The sequence below is a fragment of the Bradyrhizobium sp. 197 genome (genome assembly GCF_023073375.1).
Lineage (GTDB): Bacteria > Pseudomonadota > Alphaproteobacteria > Rhizobiales > Xanthobacteraceae > Bradyrhizobium.
Window position 1 is genome coordinate 89,623 of sequence record NZ_JADPJJ010000162.1, and the last position, 16,839, is coordinate 106,461.

15 protein-coding genes are annotated in these 16,839 nt (G+C 62.9%); 5 read left to right on the forward strand and 10 right to left on the reverse strand.

Going from position 1 to position 16,839, the window contains the following annotated elements:
- The first annotated feature begins 16 nt into the window (after positions 1–16).
- Together lpxI and lpxB are read left to right on the forward strand one after the other, a co-directional pair.
- Positions 17–874, forward strand: a complete 858-nt coding sequence (gene lpxI / locus IVB27_RS35745) for an LpxI family protein (RefSeq protein ID WP_247447419.1) — start codon at positions 17–19, stop codon at positions 872–874.
- Positions 871–2,055 (forward strand): lipid-A-disaccharide synthase, encoded by a 1,185-nt coding sequence (gene lpxB, locus IVB27_RS35750; RefSeq protein ID WP_247447377.1) that lies wholly within the window; start codon positions 871–873, stop codon positions 2,053–2,055. The genes lpxI and lpxB overlap by 4 nt, the downstream gene beginning before the upstream one ends.
- Here lpxB and IVB27_RS35755 read toward each other — a convergent pair.
- From IVB27_RS35755 to gltX, 10 genes are all read right to left on the reverse strand, one after another.
- On the reverse strand, positions 2,052–4,337 hold the full coding sequence (locus IVB27_RS35755) for a tetratricopeptide repeat protein (protein ID WP_247447378.1): 2,286 nt from the start codon (positions 4,335–4,337) through the stop codon (positions 2,052–2,054). The two genes, lpxB and IVB27_RS35755, sit on opposite strands and share 4 nt — an antisense overlap.
- Positions 4,338–4,344: 7 nt before the next feature.
- Positions 4,345–4,593: a hypothetical protein gene (locus IVB27_RS35760; protein WP_247447379.1), complete on the reverse strand. Its 249-nt coding sequence runs from the start codon at positions 4,591–4,593 to the stop codon at positions 4,345–4,347.
- Between the two features lie 264 nt (positions 4,594–4,857).
- Positions 4,858–5,625, reverse strand: coding sequence for an SDR family NAD(P)-dependent oxidoreductase (locus IVB27_RS35765; RefSeq protein ID WP_247447380.1), 768 nt, complete (start codon positions 5,623–5,625; stop codon positions 4,858–4,860).
- On the reverse strand, positions 5,622–6,731 hold the full coding sequence (locus tag IVB27_RS35770; RefSeq protein WP_247447381.1) for an ABC transporter ATP-binding protein: 1,110 nt from the start codon (positions 6,729–6,731) through the stop codon (positions 5,622–5,624). The genes IVB27_RS35765 and IVB27_RS35770 overlap by 4 nt, the downstream gene beginning before the upstream one ends.
- Before the next feature lie 10 nt (positions 6,732–6,741).
- The gene (locus IVB27_RS35775) at positions 6,742–7,599 is read right to left on the reverse strand and encodes a carbohydrate ABC transporter permease (RefSeq protein WP_247349472.1); all 858 of its coding nucleotides are present in this window, start codon (positions 7,597–7,599) and stop codon (positions 6,742–6,744) included.
- A complete protein-coding gene (locus IVB27_RS35780; protein WP_456652016.1) occupies positions 7,592–8,440 on the reverse strand; it encodes a carbohydrate ABC transporter permease in 849 nt (282 codons plus the stop codon). The genes IVB27_RS35775 and IVB27_RS35780 overlap by 8 nt, the downstream gene beginning before the upstream one ends.
- Positions 8,441–8,517: 77 nt before the next feature.
- Positions 8,518–9,804: an ABC transporter substrate-binding protein gene (locus IVB27_RS35785; RefSeq protein ID WP_247447383.1), complete on the reverse strand. Its 1,287-nt coding sequence runs from the start codon at positions 9,802–9,804 to the stop codon at positions 8,518–8,520.
- A 57-nt stretch (positions 9,805–9,861) separates the two neighbouring features.
- Complete coding sequence (locus IVB27_RS35790) at positions 9,862–11,040, reverse strand: ROK family transcriptional regulator (protein WP_247447384.1); 1,179 nt, start codon at positions 11,038–11,040, stop codon at positions 9,862–9,864.
- A 284-nt stretch (positions 11,041–11,324) separates the two neighbouring features.
- Entirely contained in the window at positions 11,325–12,629 is a 1,305-nt protein-coding gene (gene gltA, locus IVB27_RS35795; RefSeq protein ID WP_247349235.1) for a citrate synthase, read from the reverse strand.
- Positions 12,630–12,787: 158 nt separating this feature from the next.
- On the reverse strand, positions 12,788–14,215 hold the full coding sequence (gene gltX, locus IVB27_RS35800; protein WP_247447385.1) for a glutamate--tRNA ligase: 1,428 nt from the start codon (positions 14,213–14,215) through the stop codon (positions 12,788–12,790).
- A gap of 145 nt (positions 14,216–14,360) precedes the next feature.
- Here gltX and IVB27_RS35805 point away from each other — a divergent pair, with 145 nt between their 5' ends.
- The 3 genes from IVB27_RS35805 to IVB27_RS35815 all read left to right on the forward strand — a co-directional run bounded on the left by IVB27_RS35805 (position 14,361) and on the right by IVB27_RS35815 (position 16,764).
- Complete coding sequence (locus IVB27_RS35805) at positions 14,361–16,037, forward strand: glutamine--tRNA ligase/YqeY domain fusion protein (protein WP_247349233.1); 1,677 nt, start codon at positions 14,361–14,363, stop codon at positions 16,035–16,037.
- A 19-nt stretch (positions 16,038–16,056) separates the two neighbouring features.
- Entirely contained in the window at positions 16,057–16,443 is a 387-nt protein-coding gene (locus IVB27_RS35810; RefSeq protein WP_247349232.1) for a nuclear transport factor 2 family protein, read from the forward strand.
- Positions 16,444–16,530: 87 nt separating this feature from the next.
- A complete protein-coding gene (locus tag IVB27_RS35815) occupies positions 16,531–16,764 on the forward strand; it encodes a DUF2171 domain-containing protein (RefSeq protein ID WP_148753702.1) in 234 nt (77 codons plus the stop codon).
- Positions 16,765–16,839 lie beyond the last annotated feature (75 nt).

The following is a 16,839-nucleotide window of genomic DNA, read 5'->3' on the forward strand; positions in this document are numbered from 1 at the left end:
TGGGATGGCCGCGGGCATGACATCGGCGGCTTCGGAGATTTCGTCACCGGTCGGCGTGGTCGCAGGCGGCGGCGCGATGCCGTTCGCGGTTGCCGACTCGCTCGCCGCCCGCGGCATCACACCGGTGCTGTTTCCCCTTCGGGGGGCCTGCGATCCGGCGCGAGTGGAGAAATTCCGTCACCGCTGGATTTCGGTTGGCCAGCTTGGCCGCGCCATGCGGCTGTTTCGCGAAGAAGGCTGCCGGGACCTGATCTTCATCGGCACGCTGGTAAGGCCTTCGCTCTCGGAGGTCCGGGTCGACTTCACAACGCTCCGGCTGCTCGGCAATGTCATCCGCGCCTTCCGCGGTGGCGACGATCATTTGTTGTCCGGCGTCGGGCGCATTCTCGAGCAGGGCGGCTTTCGCATGGTCGGGATCCGGGATGTCGCGCCCGACCTGCTGATGCCCGAGGGCTGCATCAGCCGCGCCTGGCCGAGCGACACCGGCAAGACCGACATCGAGCGCGGACGCGCGGTGCTGACCGCGCTCGGTCCGTTCGACATCGGCCAGGCCGCGGTTGTGATCGACGGCCATGTCGTGGCGGTCGAGGATATCGAGGGCACCGATGCGCTGCTCGCGCGCGTGGCGCGCCTGCGCGAAGAGGGCCGCATCCGCGCTGCCACCGGGCGCGGCGTGCTGGTGAAGGTCCCAAAGAGCGGGCAGGATTTGCGCTTCGACCTGCCGACGATCGGCCCGCGCACCCTCGAGGGCGTCGCCGTCGCGGGGCTCGCCGGCATTGCCGTCGTCGCCGGCAATACCATCGCCGCCGAGCCGCAGGCGATGATCGCGTTCGCCGACACAAAATATCTCTTCGTCATCGGCCTGCCGGCATGATGCAAGGCCGCGATCCCACGCGCAAGATATTCCTGATCGCCACGGAGGAATCCGGCGACCGGCTCGGCAGCGCCTTGATGAAGGTGCTGCGCCAGCGGCTCGGCGACGGCGTGCAGTTCGTAGGCGTCGGCGGCCGCACCATGGCCCGCGAGGGGCTCGAGACGCTGTTTCCGATCGAGCAGCTCTCGATCGTCGGTTTCGCCGCGGTCGTGCAGCAATTGCCAAAGATCCTGCGGCTGATCCGCGAGACCGTGGAGGCTGTGACCGAGTCCGCGCCGGACGCGCTTGTCATCATCGACAGTCCCGATTTCACCCACCGTGTCGCCCGCCGCGTGCGGGCGCGCAATCCAGCAATCCCGATCGTCGACTACGTCTCGCCGCAGCTCTGGGCCTGGCGGCCGGGACGGGCGCGGACCATGCTCGGCTATGTCGACCATGTGCTCGGCCTGTTGCCGTTCGAGCCGGAGGAATATCGCAAGCTCGGCGGACCGCCATGCAGCTATGTCGGCCATCCCCTGATCGAGCAATTGCCGTCGCTGCGACCGAACGCGGAGGAGCAGAAGCGCCGCGACGGTGAGCTGCCGGTTTTGCTGGTGCTGCCCGGCAGCCGCCGCAGCGAGATCCGGCACCATCTTGACGTGTTCGGCGCGACGCTCGGCCGATTGCAGACGGAAGGCCGCGCGTTCGAACTGATGCTGCCGACCACGCCGCATCTCGAAGCGACCGTCCGCGAAGGCATCGCGAACTGGCCGGTCAAGCCGCAGATCGTGGTTGGTGAAAACGAGAAGCGCGCCGCCTTCCGGATCGCGCATGCAGCGCTCGCGAAATCCGGCACGGTGACGCTGGAGCTGGCGCTGTCGGGCATTCCGATGGTGACGGCCTATCGCGTCAGCGTGATCGAAGCCTTCATCCTGCGCCGCGCGATCCGCGTCTCCTCGGTGATCCTCGCCAATCTCGTGATCGGCAAGGATGTCATCCCGGAGTTTCTGCAGGAGGAGTGCACGCCGGAGAAGCTGGCGCCTGCGCTGTCGGAGCTGTTGACGGATTCGCCGCTGCGCAAGCAGCAGGTCGAAGCGTTCGTCCAGCTCGATCAGATCATGGCGACCGGCAACAAGCCGCCGAGCGTGCTTGCCGCCGACATCGTGCTGGCGACGATGCGCAAGGGCCGCCGGACAGGCTAGTCTTTGATGTTCTTTTCGACAGTTTCCATGAGCGGAGCATTGAGTCCAAGACTGCGCAGTTGTTGAAAGTCGGTGCGGATTGATTGCTTGAAGTCGGCTGCATCGGGACCTGAGATGAGACCCTGATAGATTTCAAGAGCTTGCTGCGTCTTCCCGGACAGCATCAAGGCATGCGCCTTGTTTATTTGCACCCAGCTCAGTTCGGGAAATGAAGGAATGACAAAATCTGCTATGCGAACAGCTTCGTCGTAGTCACGAACGAAAACGAATTTGTAGGTCAGGTCACCGAGAATCTTGGCCGCTTGAAATCTCGTTGCTGCCGGCATCCGATCTCCCGCGTTCGCAACCGCCATCGCTAAACGCACCACCCGCTGACATGATTGCTGTGCTTCCGACTTCTTGGACTCGTCGCTGGTTCGGTCGCCCGCCAGCCAGAGCACCACACAGTAATCCGCTTGATTCCTGGCTGCGTCGAAGATGCGGTTGGCACGCTGATTAACTGCCATTGCCTGTCGATACGAATCGGCCGCTTCCTGGAAGCGCTGGGATTGCGAAGTCCGTATCGCAAGCAGGAAGAGAACGTCGCCGATGTGGTCCTGTTCCATGGCCCAGTCGAGAGGCGAACTATCAATTGTCCATTCCTTTGTTGCCTCCGTGTAGGCCGCAAGCGCGGCTTCCAGGTCGGCTGTACCTGGGCGCAAGCGTCCCAGGCGTAGCCGTACGTTGCCCAGGTTCGTCTGGGCTCTTGCCCAGACCAGTCCGGATCGTTCCTGCGTGATCTCCTGGAGAGCTGCGCGATAGGAGATCGCCGCCTCGTCGAGCAGCTTTACCCCGGAGTCGTCCTTCGCAAGGTCGGACAGCGTGCCAGCAAGATTATAGGTCGTCGTCGCCCAGTCGTAAGGATATCGCTCCCTCGTCTTGACCGCTAGCGAAGCCCGATACGCGTCGATTGCGGAAGCGAGCATTTTCTGGTCGCCATTCCGGGTTGCCAATTTGGACAGCGCCGAACCTAGGTCATTCTGGATCGTCCCCCAGGCCGCCGGATCGCGCTCCCGGGTAACCTCCTGCAGAGCGAGATCGAAAGACTTCAAGGCCAATTCGAAGCTCTCGGTGCCGCTCTCGGTTTCGGCAATCCTCAGATAGGCGGCCGCAAGATTTGTCTGAATGCCGCCCCACTGCAGCGGAGCCTTCTCTCGCGAGCACTCCTTGAGTACTTCCTGGTAGGCGGCGATCGCCTCCTCCATTCGCCCGGACCCGGGAGAGCGCTCTTCGAGTTGGGCGAGCGCGCTTCCCAGGTTGCTTTGTATGTTGGCCCAGTCGAGAGGAGACTTGTCTCGCGTAATCACTTGAAGGGCATCGCGGTAAGCTTCAATGCTTTGGAGAAGGATGGGCTCGGCGCCACTGCTGCGTTGCGCAATTGTGTCAAGAGACAGGCCAAGATTGTGCTGGTTGCGGGCCCAGTCCCGAGCCATCTTGTCGCGAGGCAGCCGTTCCAGCAGCGCTCTGCGCCGCTCTATGGACTGGTGCAACGCCTTGTCGTCGCCGAACTCTTCGCCCTGCAGATAGAGCGCATCGGCCTCGCGCTCGAGATAGTCCAGCGCCTTGGGACTGTCGAATACGGGTGCATACATGTTGCCCGCGGAGGCAAAATGCGTCGCGGCTTCGACGTAACGTAACCGCGTCATGGCGACCTCGCCTCGGCTTGCAGCCGTTTCAGCAACATCGGCGGCGAGATTGCGGGTCGCATTGAGCAACGCTGCCCGTTGGAGGTCCTCGACCTTGGCGAGCAGGGCCTCGGCCCCGGCTAGGTCCCCGGTGTCGATGGCCTTCCGGGCATCGTTCTTCAGGGTGGAGGTCTCTGAAGAGTCCGTCGGCCTGGTGAGGGCCTGGTCTCTCAGCAGTTTGTATTGGCTGGCGATCTGCACCAATGTGGGTGCGAGCTGGTCCGGTGACAGGTTTGTTTCGCCCAAAATGAAGAGAGCCGAGCGAATTTGTCGTTCGTTCAGATCGAGCTTCTTCTGAAGTTCAGCGAGCCGGGTGATTTGTTCTGCGTTGAACTGCCTTAGGTCTGCATTGTTCTGCCTCAGGTCTGCATTATTCTGTTTCAGATCCTGGGCATCTTCCTTGTATTTCTTGACGAGATCATCGACGCCGATGTTGATCACGGAATTCACAATGTCGCGGCCGGCCGCCACACTTCCAAAGTTGGCCTGAACCTGAGCTTGGACGGTGTTCGCGATCAGAAGCGTGATGGCTACAACGACGAATGTGCCACGAAACATTGCTGCCTCATTGCTTACTGCTGCAATCTGAGTCTTTCGGTCCGTTCATCACGATGGTGGCGCCGCTGATGTTTCCGCCCGCCGCTACGCTGCCGCAGTTCGCGGAGACAGGCGCAACATCGTGGGCGGCTTGTTTGGGTTGCAGTTGGACGTAGGCCGTCCATAGGCCCGCTATGGCGACCACGGCTCCCCCGCCGAGCCAAGCCAGGACGTCCCGATTCTTCTTGACTAGAAAGAACCGCCAAAGCGTATCCATGGAGCATCCCCGTGGTTGGTTCTCGATCCAGCTCCCCATCCGGCTCACGCGCCGGCGGCTCTTATCCAGCTTCAATGGTATTGGTCAGTCCACGGTTTTCATCCCGCGCAAATTCTGCTGTGTTTCAATCTGTCGTTCTAATGATTAGTCGCACTCTATCTACAGTTTAGATGTGGTCTATGGCATTTTCAATGAGCAGTTTCGATCCTAGCAGGATGGTATGAAGCGTCGCAGGAGCCGCAACGAACAGTTCGCCTGGAGCGGCTAGCCAATCCCGCCGTCGACCTGAAAACACTGGCGCGTGATGCGCTGGCTCTCGTCGGAGGCGAGGAACAGCGCCATATTGGCGATGTCGTCGGGCGTCACCGCATCGGGAATGGCCTGGCGCGTGCGCAGCTCGGCGATGGTCTGCTCGTCCGGATACCACAGCCGGCGCTGACGCTCCGTGATCACCATCCCCGGCGCTATCGCGTTGACGCGGATGCGGTCGGGACCGACCGACCGGGCTAGCGAATTGGTGAAGCCGACGATCGCGGCCTTTGCCGCAGCATAGACCGGCAGCGCCGGCGCGCCGCGCATCCAGGCAATCGACGACATGTTGATGATCGATCCGCCGCCGCGCGCCTGCATCTGCGGCACCACGGCTTGAGCCGCAAAGAAGACGTGCTTGAGGTTGACGCCGATCGTCCAGTCGAATTCGGCGGGCGTCACCTCGGCCAGTACCTGGCGTTTATCGTTGGCGGCGTTGTTGACGAGGACCGCGGCATCGCCGAGCGATCCGTGGACCTGCGCCATGGCGCCGCGCAAGGCGTCGATGTCGAGGAGATCGCACGGCACGAACAATGGTACGGTGCCGGACGCCGCCGCCACCTCCGCGACCAGTGCTTCGCCGGCGCTCGCATCGAGGTCGAAGAAGGCAACGCGTGCCTTCTGGGCTGCGAAGGCACGCACGAAGGCGGCACCGATGCCGCTGGCGCCACCGGTGATCAACACCACGCGGCCGGCAAGGCTGGAATAGGTGGTCCTGGTCATGCGATCAGCCGCTCCGTTTCGGGGTCGAACAGGCAAATGCGCCGCGTGTCGAGCGCGAAGGAGGCAGTCGCCCCGGGCGTGGGCCGGATATCCGGCGTGATGCGCGCCAGCGCAGGCTCGCCGCCAAGCCGCAGCAGCACGATCGTTTCGGCTCCGGTCGGCTCGACCATTTCCACCGGCGCGTCGACGACGACGGGCGGATCGCCGGAAAACACGCGATTGCCCTCGGCGATGCATTCCGGCCTGATTCCGACCACCACGTCACGGCCGACGAAGCGCGCTGCCGCGTCGTATTGGCCAAGGCGGAGGCGGACCTCGTCCGGCCTTCCTGCGCCGATCACGGCCACAGGCCCGCCGGCATCGGCCTCGAGCCGAGCCGGCATCGTGTTCATCGGCGGTGAGCCCATGAAACGGGCCACGAACAGATTAGCGGGATAGCGATACACGGTATCGGGGTCGGCAAACTGCTGCACCACGCCCCGGTGCATCACGGCGATGCGCGTCGCCATCGTCATCGCCTCGATCTGGTCGTGGGTGACATAGATGATGGTGGCGCCGATGCGCTGATGCAGCCGCTTGATCTCCATCCGCATCTCGACGCGCAGCTTGGCGTCGAGATTGGAGAGCGGCTCGTCGAACAGAAAGAGCAGGGGATCGCGGACCAGAGCCCGACCCATCGCCACGCGCTGGCGTTGGCCGCCGGAGAGCTGCGACGGCTTGCGGCCGAGCAGCGGCTCGATCTGGAGCAGGCGGGCTACGTTCGCCAGTGCCTTCTCCTGTTCAGCCTTCGGTACGTGGCGGCATTCCATGCCGAAGGTGATGTTCTGGCGCACCGTCATCGACGGATAGAGCGCATAGGACTGGAACACCATGGCGATGTCGCGGTCTTTTGGCGGGATGTCGTTGACGACACGTCCGCCGATTTCCACGGTGCCTGCGCTCGGGCGGTCGAGCCCGGCGACGATGTTGAGCAGCGTGGACTTGCCGCAACCGGACGGGCCGACCAGCACGGTGAACTCGCCGCTCTCGATGTCGAGGTCGATCCCCTTCAGCACTTCCAGATTGGCGTAGCGCTTCGACAGGGAGCGAATGCTTAGTGCTGCCATGACAATCCAATCATTTCACGGCCCCGGCAGTCAGGCCGCGCACGAAATACCTGCCGCCGAGGAGATAGATCAACAAAGTGGGCAGCGCCGCGATGATCACCGCAGCGCTCTGTACGCCGTGCTGCGGGATATCTGCGATCGCGGCAGATAGCGCGATGAGGGCAGCCGTGACCGGCTGTTGCTGGCCGGTCGTGAATGTCACGCCGTAGAGGAACTCGTTCCAGATGTGCGTGAACTGCCAGATCACGGTGACGATCAGAATCGGAGACGAGAGCGGCAGAATGATGCGCCAGAAAATGCGGAAGAACCCGGCGCCATCGATGCGCGCGGCGCTGATCAGTTCATGTGGGATGGCGACGTAGTAGTTCCGGCAGAACAGCGTGGTGAAGGAGAGCCCCTGGATCGTGTGAATCAGCACGAGACCCGTCAGCGTGTTGATGAGACCGATATCCCGCAACACGATGGTCCAGGGAAGCAAGCGCATCTGCTGGGGAAGGAAGAGGCCAAGGGTCACGATGCCGTAGATCCAGCTATCGCCGCGAAATCGCCAGAGAGACACGGCGTAACCGGCGATAGCACCGAGCAGGGTAGAGAAAATCGTCGCGGGAATCGTGACGAGCGCGGAATTCAACATGTACGGCCGGAGGCCGGCGCAGGTCTCGGCGACGCAGAAACCGCTCCAGGCAACGGCGTAGTTGCTCCAGGCCCATTGTTTCGGCCAGCCGATCATCGAGGCCTGTGCGATCTCCTCGTTGCTACGGAGCGAGTTCAGCACGACAACAGCCAATGGCGCGAGCCATGCTGCAGCGATCGCCAAAACGAGCAGATAGATCAACATTCGGCTTGGTGCGAAGGCTCGATCACGCATGGGTCGTCCGCCGTCGCTCAAAATAACGCCACGCTGCATACGGCAGCAGCACCGCGAGAAGAATAAGCAACATGAGCACCGCCGCCGCCGCACCCCGGCCGAGCTGGCCACGTTGGAACATCAGATCGTAGACGACGAGTGCCGGCAGCTGGGTCGCGATTCCGGGCCCGCCGTTGGTGAGAGCGCGGACGAGGTCGAAGGCCGAAATCGCGAACTGCAGCTGGATCACGGCGACGGTGATGGTTATCGGCCATAGCGTCGGCAAGATGACCCGCCGATAGATCCGGATAGGTCCGGCGCCATCGATCTGCGCGGCCTTGATAATGTCCGCGTCGACGGAGCGAAGGCCGGCAAGGAACAGTGCCATGGCGAAGCCCGAAGATTGCCAGATCGCAGCGATGACAATGGTCCAGATCGCCATGTCGCGGTCTAGCAGCCAATCGAACCGGAACGAGGTCCAGCCGAGGTCGTGAGCGAGCTTCTGGATACCAAGGCCGGGATTGAGCAGCCAGCTCCAGACCGTGCCGGTGACGACGAACGACACCGCCAGGGGATACAGGAAGATGGATCGCAGCACGTTCTCGCCGCGAATGCGCTGATCGAGAAGGATCGCGAGCATGAGGCCGGTGATCAAGCTCAGCACCACGAAAGCGCAGCCAAACAACAGCAAGTTGTCGAACGCGATCTGCCAGTTCCGCGACGACAAGACCGCCGTGTAGTTGCGCAAACCCACCCAGCCCGAAACTGGGACAAGGGTGGAGGGCGTGAACGATACCCAGATCGTCCACAGCGAGAACGAGACGAGATGCCCCGCCGCCAGCAGCAGCGGCACCCAGATCATCAGGTATTCGGGCAGCCGGCGCACCAGGTCAGAGGTCGCCGGCCAGCCCGGCCGCGTCGCTGGAGAGACGGTGTCGGTCAACGCGCGCCCTCGACGGCCTCTGCAAGACGGGTGACCGCCTGCTCCGGTGTAACCGTCTTGTTCTTCACATACTCCGTGATCACGTCGATCATCGCTGCGGTCATGCCGTTTTCCTGCGCCATGTTGTGCGCGAGACTGAGGACCGCTTGATTGCTGGCGATAGCGTCTTTCAGGGCTGCTGCGGTCCGCCGTTGACCGTCCGACCAGCCTTCACCGGAAAGATCGACATCTGTGCGCACGGGTATCGATCCCGTGATCTGTGAATACATCGTCTGGATTGCTGGATCCATGACGAGTTGGGCCATCAGCGCCTGACCCGCCTGCAGATCTGGCTCCTTGCGCTGCCAGAATATGAAGGCATCGGCATTCAACAGGAAAACCGGCTTGGAATTGTCGCTCGGGCCCGGGGCGATGATGAAGTCGTCGAACTTGAAACCGGCATTGCGCAATACGCCCTGCGCCCAGCCGCCCATGATCATCATGCCCATGTCGCCGTCGATGAAGCGCTTCAGGTTGGTCGAAAAGTGCTGGGCGCCGACGTTCGGGTCCATCCAGTCGGCGATCTTGCGCACCTGTGCGAAGGCAGCCTTTATCTCGGGACCCTCCAAGGCCTTCTTGTCGAGATTCATGATGGCTGCGCGGTATGAGGCGGGACTGATGCCGGCCAGAGCGGCCTCGAATTTCTGTCCATCGTCCGGGCGCGTACCACCGTTGGCGATGGGATAGGCGACACCGCCCGCCTTCATCTTCTCGGCAAGGTCGTTGAAGTCAGCCCATGTGACGGGGATCTTGTCGGCCTTGGCTTTGTCCATCGCGCGCTTGGAGAGAAACAGCATGTTGGTGCTGTAGATCTGCAGCGGCAGTGCGATCCATTTGCCCCCCGGCTTATGCAATCGTGCAAGGTCTGGAGCGACGACCTTTTCGTAGCCGGCGGCGGCAACAAGGGCGTCGAGATTGACGGTTGGGGCAATCTTCGACCAGGCTGCAATCTCGGGACCTTTGAGCTGCGAACAGGCCGGTGGATCGCCGGCCATGATCTGAGCGCGCAGCTTGTTCATCATCTCGGTGGTGAATCCGGGGACCGGCGAGTGCTGCCAAATCCCGCCCTTCTCCTCGAATTTCTTGCCGAGCGCCGTGATGGCCGCCCCGTCGCTACCTGCGGACCATTGTGAGATCGCAGTCAGGCGCGGCTTGACCGCGCCTTGCGCGCGGGCAAATGCCGGGAGCGCAAGCGCGGCAGCAGATCCAGCGAGCAGACGGCGCCTTGTTGTCGTGATCGGCATGGCAAGTTCCTCCCGGTGTGAACTCTTTCGCGCGAGAGCCGCGCGGTATCAGGTATCTCAGGCGGCCTCGGTCGATGCGGCCGGCATGCCGCCGCGGCAAGCGAGGCAGAACGCCGCGAATGCCAGCGCCGCCCGCGGATCATTGCCATTCGACGGCGGCACGAAAGCAAGCGACACTTGCGCATCCTTGCGACCGCCCAACAGGCAGACGTCGATCCCGTCGACGAGAGCGTTGCGATCGTCCTCGATGAGAAGCGACGGCCAGCCGCTGATCGCGACGCCGTGGCATAGCTTCACGTTCAGCGTGTTGCCGATCGCGAGGCCAAGCCGAAACAGCCGCCGGCGCAACTCCTGCCGCACGCGCGGCGAAAGCGGCATTGCGGTCAGCCATTCGCTGCCGAGTTGAAGCAACTCGGCCTCCGCGACGCCAAGAAGCTCGGCCAAGGCTGGAAGCGACGTATAGGCCTCGACGCAGCCATGATGACCACAGCGGCAACGGGGTCCGTCGGGCTCGAACACCATGTGGCCGAGCTCGACCGGCTGGAGCGCATCGTCCTCGACCGGATCATCCATCCAGGTCCCCGCGACGCCCTGGCCGACGAAGACGAAGAGATGCGCGCCGCTGAATGGATAATTCTCCGTACGGCAGCGGTGAAAAATGGCGTGCGCGACCACCGAATTGGTGAACTCGACCGGCACGCCGGCAAACGTCTCGCCGAGCATCTCGCTGATACGCCCGACGTCGCAGGGAATGATCGGATTGGTCGATGCGCCGAACCGGCCAAGGCCCGGAATGGAGACGCCGATCTGCGCGAGGGGGATGCGCCGGCGCCGCGTCCAGTCGCGCAGCAATGTCATCGCCTCGCCAAACGCCCGGCCGACGGTCGCGACGGTCGGCGTCTTCGGTAGCGGCACGTGTCCGGTGTAGTGCAGCTCACCCGACAGGCCCCCAACACCGACGCTGAGACGCTGGGTGCTCAGCTCGAAGGCCGCGAGCGCGACCGAGCCGTCGAGCGACACGAGGCCCGTCGGGCCGCCGACATAAGGGGCAGGGCGCCGCACCTCCTCGATCAGGCCTTCGGCCTTGAGATCAAACAGAATGCGCGACAGGCTCGCTTCCGAGAGGCGCACGGCCCTGGCCAGCGGCGGGCGAAACGAGCCGCCCGACTGAAGCAGATGAGTCAAAATGGCAGCACGCGTCTGCCGCCGACTTCTCGGCTGCTCCGGCATTTCCATCCCTGTCGTTATTCTTACTTAGGGTAAGGATTTGCGCGCGGAGCGCTTCAACTGTCAAGGCACTTGCGGCTCGATGCATGGACTTGTTGTTGTGCGCGGCAGCAAGATGGGGAGCGGTCCAACCCGTTTCGTAGCGTGGGCAGAGCGAAGCGTGCCCACGCTGTCTATGCCGGTCGCGGAAAGATGGTGGGCACGCTCCGCTTTGCCCACCCCAAGGTGAGCGCCAAACAAAAACGGCGCCATCGCAGACGATGGCGCCGTTTCAAACGTCGTGAGGCTAAGACTTACTTCCGATCCTTGATCGCGACGTAGTCGCGCTTGGTGACGCCGGTGTAGAGCTGGCGCGGACGGCCGATCTTCTGCTGCGGATCCTCGATCATCTCGCTCCACTGGCTGATCCAGCCGACGGTGCGGGCGACCGCGAACAGCACGGTGAACATCGAGACCGGGAAGCCCATCGCTTTCAGCGTGATGCCCGAATAGAAGTCGACGTTCGGGTAGAGCTTGCGGTCGATGAAGTACTGGTCGCTGAGCGCGATCCGCTCCAGTTCCAGCGCCACCTTGAGCATCGGATCGTCACCATGGCCGGTCTCCTTGAGCACGGCGTGACACATCTTCTGCATGATCTTGGCGCGCGGATCGTAGTTTTTGTAGACGCGGTGACCGAAGCCCATCAGGCGGACTTCAGAGTTCTTGTCCTTCACCTTGGCGATGAACTCGGGAATGTTGTCGACCGAGCCGATCTCGGCGAGCATCGCGAGCGCGGCTTCGTTGGCGCCTCCATGCGCCGGGCCCCACAGGCAGGCGATGCCGGCGGCGATGCAGGCGAACGGGTTGGCGCCGGAGGAGCCGGCGATACGCACCGTCGAGGTCGAAGCGTTCTGCTCGTGATCGGCGTGCAGGATGAAGATCTTGTCCAGCGCGTCAGCCAGCACCGGGTTGATCTTGTACTCCTCGCACGGCACCGCGAAGCACATGTGCAGGAAGTTCTCGGCGAACTTCAGCGAGTTCTTCGGGTACACGAAGGGCTGGCCGACCGTGTACTTGTAGGCCATCGCCGCCAGCGTCGGGATCTTCGCGATCATACGCATGGAAGCGATCATGCGCTGCTTCGGATCGTTGATGTCGGTTGAGTCGTGATAGAACGCGGCGAGCGCGCCGACCGCGGCCACCATGATCGCCATCGGATGGGCGTCGCGGCGGAAGCCCTGGAAGAAGCGGGCCATCTGCTCGTGGACCATCGTGTGATGGATCACGCGGTCGTCGAAATCTTTCTTCTGTGCGGCGGTCGGCAGCTCCCCGAAGAGCAAGAGGTAGCAGGTCTCGAGGAAGTCGCCGTTCTCGGCGAGCTGCTCGATCGGATAGCCGCGGTATTCCAGCACGCCCGCGTCACCGTCGATATAGGTGATTTTGGACTGGCAACTCGCGGTCGAGGTGAAGCCCGGATCGTAGGTGAACAGGCCGGACTGTGCGTAGAGCTTGCCTATATCGATGACATCAGGCCCGACGCTGCCGCTATGGATCGGAAGATCGAAATTCTTGTTTCCGACCGTCAGTGTGGCGGTCTTGTTGCTTGGTTTTGCGTCCATCAGAGGTCCCCGATGTATGGTGAAACGGGCCGGACCCGGAAGGCCCCTAAGCAGATGTTGGGGCAGGCCGGATGTTCCAGAAGGTACGGGTGAGATGGGTATATTATTGCTGTGTGCGCTGCAAGATGGCGCCACGCATGGTCGACTTACGTCGTAGACTAGGCCTTGGCTTGGTCCTTGAGCCGGCCCAGGCTCTCCTGGCGTCCCAAGACGTCCAAAACCTCGAATATACCAGGCGACGTCGTTCGTCCGGTCAGCGCCGCCCGCAGCGGCTGGGCGACCGCGCCGAGCTTGAGACTATTTTCCTCGGCAAAAGCACGCAGCGCGGCTTCCGTGGCGGCGCCGCTCCACGTCTCGACTTTCTCCAGCGCGGAATGAAGCTGGCCGATCAGCTTGCGGTTTTCCGGCGTCAGCAGCGCCGCCGCCTTCGGATCGAGCTCCAGCGGCCGGTCGGCGAAGATGAAATAGGAGCTGTCGATCAGCTCGATCAGCGTCTTGGCGCGCTCCTTCAGGGCCGGCATGGCCTTCAAGAGCTGCGCGCGCGTGGTGTCATTTAACTTGGCCTTAAGCTCGTCGCGGCTGGGCACGACGTGGTCGAGCACGTCCTCGAACATCTTCACGAGTGATTGATCGTCGGCATTGCGGATGTAATGCCCGTTGAGGTTTTCCAGCTTGGCGAAATCGAAGCGCGCCGCGGCGCGGCCGACGCTGGCGAGGTCGAACGCGGCGACCATCTCCTCGGTCGAGAAAATCTCCTGGTCGCCATGGCTCCAGCCGAGCCGCACGAGGTAGTTGCGGAGTGCGGCCGGGAGATATCCCATGGCGCGGTAGGCATCGACGCCAAGCGCGCCATGGCGCTTCGACAGTTTTGAGCCGTCCGGGCCGTGGATCAGCGGGATGTGGGACATCCTCGGCAGCGTCCAGCCCATCGCATCGTAGATCTGCTTCTGGCGGGCCGCGTTGATCAGATGGTCGTCGCCGCGGATGACATGGGTGACGCCCATGTCGTGGTCGTCGACCACTACCGCGAGCATGTAGGTCGGATTGCCATCGCCGCGCAAAAGCACGAGGTCGTCAAGGTTCTCGTTCTGCCAGACCACGCGGCCCTGGACCTGGTCCTCGATCACGGTCTCGCCGGTCTGCGGCGCGCGCAGCCGGATCGTCGGCTTTACGTTGCTTGGAGCCGTCGCCGGATCGCGGTCGCGCCATAGGCCGTCATAGAGGCGGGTGCGGCCTTCCGCGCGCGCCTTCTCGCGCATCGCGGTGAGCTCCTCGGCGGTGGCGTAGCAGCGATAGGCCTTGCCGCCGGCGAGCAGCTGCTCGGCGACCTCGCGGTGGCGGGCGGCGCGGCTGAACTGATAGATGACGTCCCCATCCCAGCCGAGCTCCAGCCATTTCAAGCCGTCGAGAATGGCGCCGATCGCAGCCTCCGTGGAGCGCTCCCGGTCGGTGTCCTCGATCCGGAGCAACATCTTGCCGCCGTGCTTCTTCGCATAGAGCCAGTTGAACAACGCCGTGCGGGCGCCCCCGATATGGAGGAAGCCGGTCGGCGAGGGAGCGAAGCGGGTGACGACGGAATCGGTCATTCTTGGCAGGGCCTATGCATTGGGAGGCGGTGGTATATAGCAGGACCGGGGCATAACTAAAGCCCGGCAGCGGACCGCTTAAGGCCTTGGCTCAGCGTCCCGAATTTGGCAGAAGGGCCGCTGATTTCCCTACAGGATTTTCGTAATGACAGAACCGGTGGCGACTGAGGTTGGGCGCGATTTCATTCGTGACATCATCCAGGCCGACCTCGATCAGGCCAAATACAAGGAGATTGTGACCCGGTTCCCGCCGGAGCCGAACGGTTATCTCCATATCGGCCACGCCAAGTCGATCGCGCTCAATTTCGGCATCGCCCAGGAGTTTCCGGGCCGCTGCCATCTGCGCTTCGACGACACCAATCCGGTCAAGGAAGAGCAGGAATATATCGATTCCATCCAAGCCGACGTGCGCTGGCTCGGCTTCGACTGGGGCAAGAACCTGTTCTTCGCCTCGGACTATTTCGACCGCCTCTATGAATGGGCGGAGCAACTGATCCGCGACGGGCTGGCCTATGTCGACGACCAGACCCAGGAGGAAATTCGCGTTGCGCGCGGCACGCTGACCGAGCCCGGCAAGAATTCGCCCTTCCGCGATCGCAGCGTGGATGAAAACCTCGACCTGTTCCGCCGCATGAAGGCGGGCGAATTCCCCAACGGCGCGCGCGTGCTGCGGGCCAAGATCGACATGGGTGCGGGCAACATCAACCTGCGCGACCCCGTGCTGTACCGCATTCTGCATGCGCATCATCCGCGCACCGGCACCAAGTGGAGCATCTATCCGAGCTACGATTATGCCCACGGTCAGTCGGACGCCATCGAAGGCATCACGCACTCGATCTGCACGCTGGAGTTCGAGGATCACAGGCCGCTCTACGACTGGTTCATCGAGAAGCTGCCGGTGCCGTCGAAGCCGCACCAGTACGAGTTCGCGCGGCTGAACCTGACCTACACGCTGCTGTCCAAGCGCGTGCTGACCCAGCTCGTCCGCGAGGGGCATGTCGCGGGCTGGGACGATCCGCGCATGCCGACCATGGCGGGGATGCGCCGCCGCGGCGTGCCCCCGGCGGCCCTTCGTGAATTCGTCAAGCGCATCGGCGTGGCCAAAGCCAACAGCGTCGTTGACGTCGGCATGCTCGAGTTTTGCATCCGCGAGGAGCTGAACCGCACGTCGCAGCGGCGTATGGGGGTGCTGCGGCCGCTGAAAGTGGTGATCGAGAACTACCCGGAAGGACAGGTCGAGGAGCTCGAGGCGATCAACCATCCCGATGATCCCAGCGCCGGCACGCGCAAGATCACGTTCGGCCGTGAGCTCTATATCGAGCAGGACGATTTCATGGAGAACCCGCCGAAAAAGTTCTTTCGGCTGTCGCCGGGCAACGAGGTGCGGCTGCGCTACGCCTATTTCGTCAAGTGCACCGGCGTGATCAAGAACGATAACGGCGAGGTGGTGGAGCTGCGCTGCACCTACGATCCCGCGACCAAGGGCGGCAACGCGCCCGACGGCCGCAAGGTCAAGGCCACCATGCACTGGCTGTCGGCGGCAGCGTCGAAGCCGGCCGAAATCCGCATCTACAACCAGCTCTTTGCGAACCCGAGCCCGGACGCCTCGAATTTTGCTACCGATCTCAATCCGCAGTCGCTGGAGATTCTCGCTGATGCGCGAGTCGAGGCATCGGTTGCCGAGAGCAATTCCACCGAGCCAATGCAGTTCGAGCGCCAGGGCTATTTCATCCGCGACAAGGACTCGACGCCCGGCAAGCCGGTATTTTCCAGGACCATCGGTTTGCGCGACACGTTCGCGAAGGAAGTCGCCAAGGGATGACGAGGGTTGAGGGACGACAATGAGCAACGAAGCCGACGCCATCGTATCCGCCATCATCGCGAAATGGCGCGCCGGCTTCGCCACACTCGATGCGGCGGCGCTGTCATCGCTTTATGCGAAGAACGCGTTCTTCTTCGGCTCCAACCCGAAGCTCTACCGGGGCAGGGGCGGCGTTGCCGATTATTTCAACGGTCTGCCGCGCTGGCGCAGGCCGAGCGCAGTGTTTTCCGAGGTGAAGTCGGTGCAGGCAGGTCCTGACCTGATCAATATGGCCGCAACCATCTCGTTCGACCTTGCCGGCGAACGTCCCGATTTCTCGGTCAAGATGAGCTGGGTCATCATTCGCGAGGACGGCGACTGGAAGATCGTCAATCACCACGCCTCCTCGCAGGCGCCGCTGATCTGACGAGCGGGGGGCACACGGCTTCGTCATTCTCGTGAGAGAACGAACATGCGCCCCGCGCGTTGGGGTGGGTCCAACAAGGAACCCACCATGCAGAACATCGCAGAGCATATGGAAGTCATCGGTGCCGACGGCGTCCACGTCGGCACCGTCGACAAGGTCGAAGGCAATCGCATCAAGCTGACCAAAAAGGACAGCGGCGAGGGCAGCCACAAGGGCCATCATCACTTTATCGACAAGGGCCTCGTCGCCGATGTCGAGGGCAACAAGGTCCGGCTGTCGGCCAAGGCGGATGTCGCCGTGACGATGGAAGAGGAAAAGTAGCGGCTCGGCCCTTTCGTTCCTGATCCGTACCGCTATCCGCCCGCCTGCACGTTCCGGTAGCTTCGGCCTTCGTTG

What these genes read in the sequence shown, in the direction of transcription:
- lpxI (WP_247447419.1), top strand. Translation starts at nt 17, where the DNA reads ATGACATCGGCGGCTTCGGAGATTTCGTCACCGGTCGGCGTGGTCGCA.
- lpxB (WP_247447377.1), top strand. Translation starts at nt 871, where the DNA reads ATGATGCAAGGCCGCGATCCCACGCGCAAGATATTCCTGATCGCCACG.
- IVB27_RS35755 (WP_247447378.1), bottom strand. Translation starts at nt 4,337, where the DNA reads ATGTTTCGTGGCACATTCGTCGTTGTAGCCATCACGCTTCTGATCGCG.
- IVB27_RS35760 (WP_247447379.1), bottom strand. Translation starts at nt 4,593, where the DNA reads ATGGATACGCTTTGGCGGTTCTTTCTAGTCAAGAAGAATCGGGACGTC.
- IVB27_RS35765 (WP_247447380.1), bottom strand. Translation starts at nt 5,625, where the DNA reads ATGACCAGGACCACCTATTCCAGCCTTGCCGGCCGCGTGGTGTTGATC.
- IVB27_RS35770 (WP_247447381.1), bottom strand. Translation starts at nt 6,731, where the DNA reads ATGGCAGCACTAAGCATTCGCTCCCTGTCGAAGCGCTACGCCAATCTG.
- IVB27_RS35775 (WP_247349472.1), bottom strand. Translation starts at nt 7,599, where the DNA reads ATGCGTGATCGAGCCTTCGCACCAAGCCGAATGTTGATCTATCTGCTC.
- IVB27_RS35780 (WP_456652016.1), bottom strand. Translation starts at nt 8,440, where the DNA reads ATGATCTGGGTGCCGCTGCTGCTGGCGGCGGGGCATCTCGTCTCGTTC.
- IVB27_RS35785 (WP_247447383.1), bottom strand. Translation starts at nt 9,804, where the DNA reads ATGCCGATCACGACAACAAGGCGCCGTCTGCTCGCTGGATCTGCTGCC.
- IVB27_RS35790 (WP_247447384.1), bottom strand. Translation starts at nt 11,040, where the DNA reads ATGGAAATGCCGGAGCAGCCGAGAAGTCGGCGGCAGACGCGTGCTGCC.
- gltA (WP_247349235.1), bottom strand. Translation starts at nt 12,629, where the DNA reads ATGGACGCAAAACCAAGCAACAAGACCGCCACACTGACGGTCGGAAAC.
- gltX (WP_247447385.1), bottom strand. Translation starts at nt 14,215, where the DNA reads ATGACCGATTCCGTCGTCACCCGCTTCGCTCCCTCGCCGACCGGCTTC.
- IVB27_RS35805 (WP_247349233.1), top strand. Translation starts at nt 14,361, where the DNA reads ATGACAGAACCGGTGGCGACTGAGGTTGGGCGCGATTTCATTCGTGAC.
- IVB27_RS35810 (WP_247349232.1), top strand. Translation starts at nt 16,057, where the DNA reads ATGAGCAACGAAGCCGACGCCATCGTATCCGCCATCATCGCGAAATGG.
- IVB27_RS35815 (WP_148753702.1), top strand. Translation starts at nt 16,531, where the DNA reads ATGCAGAACATCGCAGAGCATATGGAAGTCATCGGTGCCGACGGCGTC.